Source organism: Candidatus Nitronauta litoralis, from assembly GCA_015698285.1.
Classification (GTDB): domain Bacteria; phylum Nitrospinota; class Nitrospinia; order Nitrospinales; family Nitrospinaceae; genus Nitronauta; species Nitronauta litoralis.
Window position 1 is genome coordinate 3,253,376 of sequence record CP048685.1, and the last position, 11,903, is coordinate 3,265,278.

The following is an 11,903-nucleotide window of genomic DNA, read 5'->3' on the forward strand; positions in this document are numbered from 1 at the left end:
GGCTCCATTTCAGGAGACGACCGAATGTTAACCTCCAACTTAAACGTAAATAAATATGCCACAGTTTGAACAAACAGCAGTCTTTACCCCCCTGCTTTTTTGGTCTCTTATTTCCTTTGCAATATTTCTCTTTCTGCTTTGGAAGTTTGCTTTTCCGCCTATTTTAAAGGCTCTGGAAGAGCGAACCTCCAAAATCCGGACGGATATCCAGTCTGCAGAGAATCTGAAGGTTGAAGCAGAGAAACTGAAACTGGATTTTGAAGCCCAGTTGAAAACCGCCCAGGAAAAGGCGGCGACCATTGTTTCTCTTGCACAGGAAGAGGCCAGGAAAATTTCGGAAAAAACTATCAGCGATACTCAGGCCAAATGCCGTCAAATTCAAAAAGATGCAGAACATGAAATTCTCACCTCACGCAACCAACTGATGAGTGAAATCAGGGACTACATTTCAGTCCTGACGGTTGCGTCTACTGAGAAAGTATTGCGCCGGACTTTGAGCGACGATGACAAGAAGCGTTTGATCGATGAATCGATTGAGGAAGTTCTGAGTAATCTGGAGCAAAACGCCTGATTAAAGTTGTTTCAGGATTTAAGGTGTGGGTAATAAGACATGATTGAAAATCAGATTGGTAAAAGATTTGCCGAAGCGTTGTCCGATTCTATTTCAGAATCGAGTCAGTTGAATGCGGCTCTGGAATCGCTGACAAATATAGGCGAAGCATTTAGCCTGGATCCCAACCTCTATCGATTTTTTATTCATCCTTCTTTTCCGGATGAAAAAAAAGAGGCGATGGTCGGGGAAATGTGCGACCGCACCAAAGCTCCGGATCAGGTCCGTAAACTGATGGCGCTGTTGGTTCAACGTCAAAAAATGCCATTCGTGAAACATATTGCAACCTACTTCCAGGGGTTTGTCGATCAACGCCTGGGCCAGGTTCGTGTCAAAGTTATATCAGCCAGCCCCCTTGGGCAGGCTGAACTGGATAAATTAAAAACTTCGCTGGATCGCCAACTGGGTAAAACCGCTATCCTTGAAACCTCTGTAGATGAGGGATTGATTGGCGGGATTCGCCTGCTGGTGGGAAGCCGTGTGGTGGATGCCACCATTAAAAACAGGCTGGAGCAATTAAAACGCGTGATCCGTAATGAGGAGGCCTTAAGTGAGCTTGCGAGCTGATGAGATCAGTTCTCTGATCCAAAAACAAATTGAAGGATTTGACGAGGGAATTGAGCTCAAGGAAACCGGTCGGGTAATTTCGGTTGGTGATGGTATTGCCCGTATTTATGGCCTTGAAGATGCCATGGCGGGTGAACTGGTTCTTTTCCCCAATGACCTGTATGGAATGGTCCTGAACCTTGAGGAGGACAACATCGGTGCGGTCCTTATGGGATTCGATTCCCATGTCAAGGAAGGCGACGAGGTAAAACGAACCGGCCGTATCATGGAAGTTCCGGTGGGTATGGAACTCGTTGGGCGTGTTGTGAATGGCATCGGACAGCCCATTGATGGAAAAGGGCCTCTGAACACAACTCAAACAGGCCCGATTGAGAGAATCGCTCCCGGCGTTATTGATCGTAAATCGGTGCATGAGCCAATGCAGACCGGTATTAAAGCGATCGACGGTATGATCCCGATTGGACGCGGGCAGCGTGAACTCATCATCGGCGACAGGCAGACCGGAAAAACTGCTGTAGCCCTCGATACGATCATTAACCAAAAAGGGCAGAACGTTTACTGCATTTACGTTGCGATCGGTCAAAAAAGATCCACCGTTGCGCGTGTTGTGAAAACACTCGAAGAACACGATGCCATGAAGTACACCGTAGTGGTTGCTGCAACCGCCAGTGACCCTGCACCGATGCAGTTTGTTGCTCCCTATTGTGGTTGTGCTATCGGTGAATACTTCCGTGACAACGGCATGCACGCCCTCATCGTTTACGATGATCTGTCAAAACAGGCAGCGGCATATCGTCAGTTGTCCCTTTTGCTGAGACGACCTCCTGGACGTGAAGCGTACCCGGGTGATGTTTTCTATGTTCATTCACGGTTGCTTGAACGCTCGGCGAAACTGAGCGATGATCTGGGTGCGGGTTCAATGACGGCACTGCCCATTATTGAAACCCAGGCTGGGGATGTCTCCGCTTACATTCCGACAAACGTGATTTCAATTACGGATGGACAAATTTATCTCGAATCAGATCTGTTTTTCTCCGGTGTCCGACCGGCGATTAATGTGGGACTCTCAGTTTCTCGTGTTGGTGGTTCCGCTCAGATCAAAGGCATGAAGCAGGTTGCGGGTCAGTTGAGACTGGATCTTGCCCAGTACCGCGAAATGGCAGCTTTCGCCCAGTTTGGCAGTGACCTTGATCCTGCAACACAAGCACAGCTTAGCCGGGGTGAACGTCTGGTAGAACTTCTCAAACAGGATCAGTACAGGCCCTTGAGTGTTGTTCAGCAGATCGTTTCGATTTTCACCGGCGTTAAAGGTCTGCTGGATGATATTAAACCGGGTGATGTCCAGAAGTTCGAGTCCGGTTTTCTTAATTACATGGAAGAGAAACACAATGATGTCATGGAAGGCATTGCCGCTGCGAAAAAGCTGGACGATGATTCTGAGGCGAAAATCATTGCTGCTCTTAAAGAATATAAGGAATTGTTCTAACCCATGCCCAGTCTTCGTGATGTAAAACAACGGATTCGTAGCGTAAAAAATACGCAGCAAATGACCAAGGCCATGAAACTGGTCTCGGCTTCCAAACTGCGCCGCGCACAGGAGGCGATCCTGAGTGCTCGACCCTATGCAGTCAAGTTGATGGAAGTCATGAACCATTTGGCGGCCAGGTGTAATAATGACCTGCATCCGCTACTTGATGACCGGGAAGGGAAAAAAATCCTTTTACTGGTCATCACTTCCGATCGTGGTCTGTGTGGTGCCTTCAATTCAAATATTCTGAAGATGGCGTCACAGGTTCTGGAGAAAAATCCAAACCGCGAATTCTCGCTGCTTTGTGCAGGTAAAAAAGGTTACGAGTATTTCAATCGAAGGGAAATGAACATTGCCGACAAGTTCCTCAATTGGACTAAGGAGTTTGATTATCTGAAGGCCCAGGAAATCGGGAACCAGCTGGCCCAGATGTTTATCGAACGCAAGGCCGATAAAATTTACATGGTCTACAATGAATTCAAGTCGGTGTTGAATCAGGAAGTGATCCTCGAGCAATTGTTGCCGATTGTTCCGGAGCCTGTGGAAGAGGGTGAAGAAAAACTTTCAGTGGACTATATCTATGAGCCGGACGAAGAATCTATCCTGGAACATTTATTGGTTCGTTATATGACAACCCAGGTTTACCGGGCGTTTCTGGAATCCAGTGCCAGCGAGCACGGTGCCCGGATGACGGCAATGGATAATGCATCCCGCAATGCAAAAGAAATGATTGGCGAACTGATGTTGTTTTACAACCGCACACGTCAGGCGTACATCACTAAAGAATTGATCGAAGTGGTCAACGGGGCCGAATCGCTCAAAGGCTAAACAGGACAAAGGAGATAAGAATGAACAAGGGGATTGTGACGCAAATCATCGGTCCGGTAGTGGATATGAGTTTTAAAGAAGGGCAACTGCCTTCTCTTTACAACGCCATCAATATTGAAAAACCAACAGACGATGGCAAGACGGACAAGATCGTTCTCGAAGTTGCGCAGCACCTTGGCGACAACGCTGTCCGCACTATCTCCATGCACCCGACAGACGGGCTCGTTCGTGGAATGGACGCCGTCGATACGGGTGCCCCGATCTCTGTTCCGGTGGGTGATTCTGTGCTGGGCCGAATCCTGAACGTAACAGGTGACCCGGTGGATCAGAAACCGGCTCCTGAATCGAATGAAAAATGGAGTATCCATCGCGATGCGCCTTCCCTGGAGAACCAGGACACCAGTATGGAAATGCTGGAGACCGGTATTAAAGTTATCGACCTGCTTGAGCCCTACCTGAAAGGTGGCAAGACAGGCCTCTTCGGGGGTGCGGGTGTTGGCAAGACTGTTCTCATCATGGAACTCATCCGTAACATCGGTGCGGAGCATAGCGGTTACTCAGTATTTGCAGGGGTTGGGGAACGTACTCGTGAAGGTAATGACCTCTATCACGAGATGATTGACTCTAACGTTATCGATAAAACGGCTTTGATTTACGGGCAGATGACGGAACCTCCCGGAGCGCGTATGCGGGTTGCTCTGACCGGGCTCACCATGGCCGAATATTTCCGCGATGTAGGCGGACAAGACGTTCTACTGTTCATCGACAACATCTTCCGTTTTTCTCAGGCCGGTTCCGAAGTATCCGCGTTGCTGGGTCGTATCCCTTCTGCCGTGGGTTACCAGCCGACGCTGGCAACTGAAATGGGTAACCTGCAGGAGCGCATCACCTCTACGAAAAAAGGTTCAATTACTTCGGTTCAGGCGATCTACGTTCCAGCGGATGACTTGACTGATCCCGCGCCGGCGACCACCTTCTCACATCTCGATGCCACGACCGTTCTCAACCGTCGTATTTCTGAATTGGGTATTTACCCTGCGGTGGATCCACTTGACTCTACGTCACGGATTCTGGATCCACAGATCGTTGGGGAAGAGCATTATCAGGTGGCCCGTGCCGTTCAGCAAACCCTGCAGCGTTATAAAGATTTACAGGACATCATTGCCATTCTCGGTATGGATGAGTTGTCTGAAGATGACCGGCTCATCGTTGATCGAGCCCGTAAAATTCAGAAATATCTCTCACAGCCGTTCTTTGTGGCTGAAGTATTCACGGGCTCTCCAGGCAAATACGTTAAGGTTGCAGACACCATTGCAGGCTTCAAGGAAATCATTGACGGCAAGATGGACCACATCCCTGAGCAGGCATTTTATATGGTTGGGGCACTGGATGAAGTCTACGAGAAAGCTGAAAAACTTAAAGCGGAAGCGGCATAAGAATCATGGCAGATAAACTACAACTCAGCATCGTTACACCTGAACGGCATATGGTGACTGATGAAGTCGACCAGGTGAATGTGCCAGGCACCGAAGGCGACATGGGGATTCTGTTCGATCATTCGCCCCTGTTTTCCACCCTCCGACCCGGACAACTGTCGTATGAGAAAGACGGTGAAGAGGTCGCGCTTGTTGTCAGTGATGGCTATGTTGAAGTCACCTCCAACCGGGTGACGATTCTTGCAGAAACGGCTGAGTATGTCAGTGGTATTGACCGTGAACGGGCTGAAGAAGCTCGCAAGAAAGCGGAAGCGTTGATCGCCAAAGGTGGTCTTGAGGAAGATGAACTCCGCGAAGCGCAAAAGAAACTGTTCCGCGCCCTGGCCCGACTGGAACACTCCCAAAGCAACTGACTTTTCCCCACCACCCACCTTTTAAAGTACTTCCCTGAAAGAGAAACCAGTTTTTGGTTTTGCCTGAAATTGGGTTGGAAATCGCGTAAACCTTCCTGGTAATCTTGTAGTTATTTACAATTTAGGGGGAAAGGATGCAGATTCCCAATGTGTTTTTATATCTGGCTTTAATCGGTAGTTCCCTCCATTTTTCCAGCGCACCCGCATTCGCCGATTTAAAACTCCCTAAACGATTGGTCGCGGCAGCATTGGAAAGAACCCGGCACACCGTTGCCTATGATGGGCGGTATGTTTCAATTAAGTACCCGGGAGGGGATGTCCCAAAAGATATTGGCGTCTGCAGTGATGTGGTCATCCGTAGTTTCAGGAAACTTGGAATAGACCTGCAGCAAAAGATTCACGAAGATATGGTCAAGCATTTTGAGTTGTATCCCAGTTTCTGGGGATTGAAGGCGCCGGATTCGAATATTGACCACCGCCGTGTCCCCAATCTGCGGATATTCTTTAAAAGGCATGGGGTTGAACTTCCTGAAACGCGAAGAGGAGGCGACTACAAGCCGGGGGACCTGGTGACCTGGAATCTCAAAAAGTCAGGCCATTTACCTCATATTGGAATTGTGACTGACCAAAAATCAAGGGACGGAATGCGCCCCTTGATTGTACATAATATCGGGGAGGGCCCGAAGCTAGAAGATGTGTTGTTTGACTTTAAAATAACCGGTCATTATCGATATCCTGCAGAGTAAAAAGTGTCTTTCCTGCTAGACGCTTTGGAGCGTTTCTTTTAAATATCGCCCGGTGTAGGATTTTTTGATTTTTATGACTTCCTCCGGTGTGCCCACTGCGAGAATTTCCCCGCCTTTGTGACCGCCCTCGGGACCCAGGTCGATAATATGATCTGCTGTTTTGATTACATCCAGATTGTGCTCAATTACAATGACGGTGTTGCCGGCATCCACCAATCTTTGCAGCACACCGAGTAGATGCTCGATATCTTCGAAATGCAGGCCGGTTGTTGGTTCGTCCAATATGTAAAGGGTTTGCCCGGTGCTGCGTTTGCTCAATTCTTTTGAAAGTTTGACGCGCTGAGCTTCGCCACCGGAGAGGGTAGTCGCAGGTTGTCCCAAGTGGATATAGTTCAAGCCAACATCCGTTAAGGTTTTCAGTTTGTTTTTCAAAGCAGGAATATTTTTAAAAAACTCCAGTGCCTGTTCCGCTGTGAGTTCAAGAACTTCGGCAATATTTTTCCCCTTGTAAAGGATTTCGAGGGTCTCCCGATTGAAGCGCTTTCCATTACAGACCTCGCAGGTGACAAAGATGTCGGGAAGAAAATGCATTTCCACTTTTAAAATGCCGTCACCCTGGCAAGCCTCACAACGTCCACCCTTAACATTAAAGCTGAACCGGCCTGGCTTATAGCCACGAGCACGCGATTCGGGAACCTCACTGAACAACTCACGGATCAGTGTGAACAATCCTGTATAAGTTGCGGGATTGGAGCGAGGGGTTCGGCCAATCGGAGACTGATCAATGTCGATCACCTTGTCGAGAAAATTGACTCCCTTGATTTTATCGAATTTACCTGGACGGGTATTGGAATTCCAGAAATGACAGGCAAGTGATTTATAAAGAATATCCAGAGTCAGTGTACTCTTGCCGGACCCGGAAACACCTGTGATGCAGGTCAGACAACCCAGAGGAAACTTGACGTTAACGTCTTTTAAATTGTTCTGCCTGGCTCCAGTGATTTCCAGAAAGTTTCCGTTTCCCTTCCTCCTCTTTTTGGGTAGTGGGATGGACCGCCGACCCGACAGGTATTGACCCGTGAGGGACTTTTTATCTTTCAACATGGCCTTGGGCGTACCTGAAAATACGATGGTTCCGCCATGGCGACCAGCACCTGGTCCGAGGTCGACCACGTGATCCGCTTCCAGAATGGTGTTGGCATCGTGTTCGACCACGATCACGGTGTTGCCAAGGTCACGAAGCTTGACCAGTGTTTCTAACAGGCGGTCATTGTCACGCTGATGCAGGCCGATGCTGGGTTCATCCAGAACGTAAAGTACACCCATGAGTTGGGAACCGATCTGTGTTGCGAGACGGATACGTTGGCTTTCTCCTCCTGAAAGCGTCGCAGAGGTCCGGTTCAATGTGAGGTAGTCGAGTCCGACATTATTCAGGAAGGTCAATCGTTCTTTGATTTCTTTTATGATGCGTCTGGCAATGTGGGATTCCTGCCGGTTAAGTTTGAGCTTTTCAAAAAATGTTTTGAGATCCCCAATGGATCGACTTGTCATCTGGATAATGTTTTCATCATTAACCCGTACTGAAACCGCTTCGGGCTTTAACCGATTGCCTTTGCAGGAAGGGCAGGGGAGGGAGCGCATGAAACGGGAAATGTCATCACGGACGTGTGAGGAGTCGGTTTCCCGGTAGCGTCGCTCCAGATCAGGAATCACTCCATCGTAGGTTCCTTCATACGTGTGACGACGCTCCTGTTTTTCGTAAAAATAGGGGACCTTGGTGTCACCTGAGCCATAAAGAATGAGGTCTCTTGTTTTCCTGGGAAGGTCTTTGAAGGGAGTGTTGAGTTTAAATCCAAAATGCTCTGAAACTGCTTCCAGCATCTGGTGAAAATAGACTGAGGTTTTTTTCTCCCAGGGTTTGATGGCACCATTTCTTATGGACAATGAGTCATCGGGTACCACCAGGTCAGGATCAATGACCATCTTGTTGCCGAGTCCGTCACAAGCCGGGCAGGCACCCGTTGGGTTGTTGAATGAAAACAGGCGGGGCTCCAGTTCCGGGTAGCTGATGTTGCAATAGCTGCAGGCAAACTTCTCGCTGAACAACAGGTCTTCGCCTTCCTCTTTCCCTTTTGGTAAAATTGAAACAATCAGTGAATGATCGCCCTCCAGCAGGCCGGTTTCTACAGAATCTGCCAGGCGTTTATTCAGGTTTGGTTTAATGACAAGGCGATCGACCACCGTTTCAATGGTGTGTTTGTACTTTTTATCCAGAACGATATTTTCTTCAAGGGATTTGACCTCACCATTTATCCTGACTCGTACAAATCCCTTTTTTCGAAGGGCGGCGAGTTCTTTTTTGAATTCTCCTTTCCTCCCCTGGACAACTGGTGCGAGGATCATGACCTTTTGTCCTTCTGGCAAGCCTTGTACCTGATCGACAATCTGTTGTACGGTTTGGGATGCGATTTCGCGGTCACACTTGTAACAGAATACTCTTCCGATCCTTGCGTAGAGCAGTCTCAGGTAATCGTAGATTTCGGTAACTGTTCCGACCGTTGAACGAGGATTCTTGCTGGACGTCTTCTGTTCTATAGAAATCGCTGGAGATAGCCCCTCTATATAATCAATGTCCGGCTTCTCCATTAACTCCAGAAACTGACGTGCATAAGCGGATAGGGATTCCACATAACGTCGTTGGCCCTCTGCGTAAATAGTATCGAATGCCAGAGAAGATTTTCCAGAACCGCTAAGGCCTGTGATCACCACCAATTTGTTGCGTGGTAGAGAGAGGTCAATGTTCTTTAAATTGTGCTCGCGTGCGCCTTTAATGGTGATCGTGTCTAAAGCCATGGTGGTTTCGTTTTCTTTATCGGAGGGAAAATTATTGAGGGTAAATCCTGTTCCAGTTTTCGTCTACTTTCTTTTTAATGTCTTCCGACATAATGATTTCCTCTGGCCAATCCTGTTCATATCCTTCTTCAGCTAATTTTTGCGACAGGTCGATACCAATCCTCTTCCCATCACGATAGTAATCGCGCTTCGGGTCGAGATTGTTAAAAAGTTTCCACAGCATGGTGGAATTGTTTCTCAAATCGACATGCTTTTCAAACACGCAAAGGACTGTGATGTCAGCGAACTCCTCGTTTGCCAGGAAAGCTTTTATAAAGTCAGATGTCTGGTGCGGTTGGGTCTTGTTCATTGATGCGAGCAGGACAGATCGCCTGGTGTCCGCATGAACCAGTCGGCAACCTTCAAGTTTCGGGAAGGATTTCAGAATATGGCGTTCCAGGTTACCTGAATCATTTATCGTGGCTTGCTCAAGTTCGTTTCTCTCACTTTCACCATCCACCGGATCAGTCAGGTCAATTCCCAGCTTTGAACCGTAGAGAGCCTTGTCGGAAGCGTGGTTCAATACGTCGAGGATGCCTTCAGAGAAAAACAGGTCACGGTCCAGATCTGTTCTATTGAGTATCAGTTTTAGAATTTCGCCTTCATCATGGACAGAACACTGGCTGGAATCCACAACAATAATAATTTTCACGAAGCTCATTTGTCCCGCACCCCATAAGGCACTCATCAGTCGGCGAGCCTGCATGGGATAGCGCTTGTCGATGGAGACGATAACGCAGTTGTGAAAAACCCCTTCCAGGGGCATGTTCATATCCACCACTTCCGGCCATTGCATCTTCAGTAGAGGAAGAAAAATTCGTTCAGTCGCCTTTCCCAGGTAATAATCTTCCTGAGGAGGAATGCCGACGATGGTGGTCATATAAATCGGGTTTTTTCGATAGGTGACCGCTGTGACGTGAAAAACCGGGTAATCGCCATCCTGGGAATAATAACCCGTATGGTCTCCAAAAGGCCCTTCCAAGCGTAACTCCTGGGGATCGATATAACCTTCAAGAACTATTTCAGCGTTGGCAGGAACCTCGAGGTTTACGGTTTTGCATTTCACCAAAGGAACCGCCTTTTTCCGCAGGAATCCGGCCAGCAAAAATTCGTCGACCCCATAGGGGAGGGGAGCAGAGGCGGAATAGCAGGTAGCTGGGTCTGCTCCTATAGCGACGGCAACTTCCATGCGTTTGTTTTTTCTTTTAAATTCGTGAAAAAAATGCGCTCCATCTTTATGAATGTGCCAGTGCATCGCGGTGGTGTTGCGATCATAAACCTGCATTCGATAAAGTCCGACATTTCTTATCTTCCGGTCTGTGCTGCGATTGATGACAATGGGATAAGTGATGAACCGGCCTGCGTCATTGGGCCAGCACTGGAGCACCGGAATTCGAGACAGGTCAACTGCGTCGCCGGTGTGTACAATTTCCTGACAGGGAGCGGTGGATACCATGCGTGGCGGAAAATTGGATGCCTGGAGTAAAAGTGGAATCAACCGGGCTTTATCAAAAAGGCTTTGCGGAGGAGCGATTTTTAAAAACCGTTCCATGTCCGTGGCAATGTCATCCAGTTTTTCAACATCCAGCGCTGCGCACATACGTTTCCAACTGCCAAACGTGTTGATCAATACCGGCATGGCACTGCCTTCTACATTTTCGAACAGAAGTGCCTTGCCTCCGCCTTCCAGTTTTGAAACGCGATCGGTAATTTCGGAAATTTCAAGAATGGGTGAGACGCGTTGGGAGATACGGACAAGTTCTCCCATGGAATCAATTTTTGCGATGAACTCTCTTAATGATGGAAAAGCCATTGATGCCCCGTGGAAAAAGGTCAAGAGGCTATTATATCGCAGCACGGGGAACTGAGGGGAATTTGTTAGATTTTCCTCTGTAGAAGTCTGTGTTAAGTTTGTCGGGAAAGTGGAGGCAATAAATGCTTGGATATTTTTTTAAACGGGTTCTTCACGGCTTGCCTGTCATTCTGGTAGTAGCAACTTTGACATTCCTTATTTTGAGGCTTGTTCCGGGTGGACCTTTCGACCGTGACAAGAAACTACCGCCCGAAATTTTAGCCAATATTGAAGCCAAATATCATCTCGATAAAACTCTGGCTCAACAATACCTCCTGTATCTAAAGCAGGTGGTGAAGGGGGATCTTGGGCCGTCCTATAAATACGTCGGACGTAATGTGTCCGACATCCTTAAAGAAACATTTCCTGTATCGCTCACTCTGGGTTTGTGTGCCGTACTGGTTACATTAGCGCTTGGAATTCCTGCTGGTGTCTTGTCTGTAGTGGGCAGGGATACCTGGATCGACCGGGCTTGTATTTTTCTGGCCACACTCGGGATATCCCTGCCGAGCTTTGTCATTGGCACTCTTCTGATTCTCGTTTTTTCCCATCAATTGCAGTGGTTGCCGCCGGCTTTATGGGAAGGGCCCCGGCATATTGTGATGCCAGCTTTTGCTCTTGGTGCCGGATTTGCAGGTTATATTGCCCGCTTGACCCGCTCCACCTTGCTCGAAGTAATGGAACAGGATTTTATCCGTACCGCACGGGCTAAAGGGCTGCGTGAATCGACAGTCATTTTAAAACACGCTTTGATCAATGCAGCATCTCCAATCGTTTCGGTTATGGGACCGCTAACAGCAGGCCTGGTGGTTGGCTCGTTTGTAATCGAGTACATTTTTTCAATTCCAGGAATGGGGAATTATTTCATCACCGCTGTGACCAATCGGGATTACCCTCTCATCATGGGAGTGACACTGGTCTACGCGGTGCTGGTTGTTCTGGCCAATATTCTGGTAGATCTTGTCTATATCAAACTGGATCCAAGAGTGAAGTTGATTGAATCCGCCGGAGGTGGAAAGAAGGCATGAGGC

10 protein-coding genes are annotated in these 11,903 nt (G+C 48.2%); 8 read left to right on the forward strand and 2 right to left on the reverse strand.

Translation table 11 applies throughout. The annotated features are described in order from the left end of the window. Positions 1 to 55 precede the first annotated feature (55 nt). The 7 genes from atpF to G3M70_14840 all read left to right on the forward strand — a co-directional run bounded on the left by atpF (position 56) and on the right by G3M70_14840 (position 6,128). Positions 56 to 571 carry a F0F1 ATP synthase subunit B gene (gene atpF / locus G3M70_14810; GenBank protein ID QPJ63076.1) on the forward strand — a complete coding sequence of 172 codons (516 nt, stop codon included), beginning with the start codon at positions 56 to 58 and terminating at the stop codon, positions 569 to 571. A gap of 39 nt (positions 572 to 610) precedes the next feature. Then, positions 611 to 1,177, forward strand: a complete 567-nt coding sequence (gene atpH, locus G3M70_14815; protein QPJ63077.1) for an ATP synthase F1 subunit delta — start codon at positions 611 to 613, stop codon at positions 1,175 to 1,177. Continuing rightward, entirely contained in the window at positions 1,161 to 2,663 is a 1,503-nt protein-coding gene (locus G3M70_14820; GenBank protein ID QPJ63078.1) for a F0F1 ATP synthase subunit alpha, read from the forward strand. Before atpH ends, G3M70_14820 begins: the two co-directional genes overlap by 17 nt. Before the next feature lie 3 nt (positions 2,664 to 2,666). After that, positions 2,667 to 3,533, forward strand: coding sequence for an ATP synthase F1 subunit gamma (gene atpG, locus G3M70_14825; GenBank protein ID QPJ63079.1), 867 nt, complete (start codon positions 2,667 to 2,669; stop codon positions 3,531 to 3,533). A gap of 20 nt (positions 3,534 to 3,553) precedes the next feature. Continuing rightward, positions 3,554 to 4,969: a F0F1 ATP synthase subunit beta gene (gene atpD, locus G3M70_14830; protein ID QPJ63080.1), complete on the forward strand. Its 1,416-nt coding sequence runs from the start codon at positions 3,554 to 3,556 to the stop codon at positions 4,967 to 4,969. A gap of 2 nt (positions 4,970 to 4,971) precedes the next feature. Then, the gene (locus G3M70_14835) at positions 4,972 to 5,382 is read left to right on the forward strand and encodes a F0F1 ATP synthase subunit epsilon (protein ID QPJ63832.1); all 411 of its coding nucleotides are present in this window, start codon (positions 4,972 to 4,974) and stop codon (positions 5,380 to 5,382) included. 134 nt (positions 5,383 to 5,516) lie between these two features. After that, on the forward strand, positions 5,517 to 6,128 hold the full coding sequence (locus G3M70_14840) for a DUF1287 domain-containing protein (protein ID QPJ63081.1): 612 nt from the start codon (positions 5,517 to 5,519) through the stop codon (positions 6,126 to 6,128). A gap of 15 nt (positions 6,129 to 6,143) precedes the next feature. Here G3M70_14840 and uvrA read toward each other — a convergent pair whose 3' ends face one another. Beyond that, the gene (gene uvrA, locus G3M70_14845; protein ID QPJ63082.1) at positions 6,144 to 8,981 is read right to left on the reverse strand and encodes an excinuclease ABC subunit UvrA; all 2,838 of its coding nucleotides are present in this window, start codon (positions 8,979 to 8,981) and stop codon (positions 6,144 to 6,146) included. Positions 8,982 to 9,012: 31 nt separating this feature from the next. Beyond that, positions 9,013 to 10,833 (reverse strand): menaquinone biosynthesis decarboxylase, encoded by a 1,821-nt coding sequence (locus tag G3M70_14850; GenBank protein QPJ63083.1) that lies wholly within the window; start codon positions 10,831 to 10,833, stop codon positions 9,013 to 9,015. Positions 10,834 to 10,955: 122 nt separating this feature from the next. On the opposite strand from G3M70_14850, the gene G3M70_14855 reads away from it, so the two are divergent. Then, a complete protein-coding gene (locus tag G3M70_14855) occupies positions 10,956 to 11,900 on the forward strand; it encodes an ABC transporter permease (GenBank protein QPJ63084.1) in 945 nt (314 codons plus the stop codon). The last annotated feature ends 3 nt before the right edge of the window (positions 11,901 to 11,903 follow it).

Coding starts and splice junctions, on each gene's coding strand:
- atpF (QPJ63076.1), top strand. CDS start 56: ATGCCACAGTTTGAACAAACAGCAGTCTTTACCCCCCTGCTTTTTTGG.
- atpH (QPJ63077.1), top strand. CDS start 611: ATGATTGAAAATCAGATTGGTAAAAGATTTGCCGAAGCGTTGTCCGAT.
- atpG (QPJ63079.1), top strand. CDS start 2,667: ATGCCCAGTCTTCGTGATGTAAAACAACGGATTCGTAGCGTAAAAAAT.
- atpD (QPJ63080.1), top strand. CDS start 3,554: ATGAACAAGGGGATTGTGACGCAAATCATCGGTCCGGTAGTGGATATG.
- G3M70_14840 (QPJ63081.1), top strand. CDS start 5,517: ATGCAGATTCCCAATGTGTTTTTATATCTGGCTTTAATCGGTAGTTCC.
- uvrA (QPJ63082.1), bottom strand. CDS start 8,981: ATGGCTTTAGACACGATCACCATTAAAGGCGCACGCGAGCACAATTTA.
- G3M70_14850 (QPJ63083.1), bottom strand. CDS start 10,833: ATGGCTTTTCCATCATTAAGAGAGTTCATCGCAAAAATTGATTCCATG.
- G3M70_14855 (QPJ63084.1), top strand. CDS start 10,956: ATGCTTGGATATTTTTTTAAACGGGTTCTTCACGGCTTGCCTGTCATT.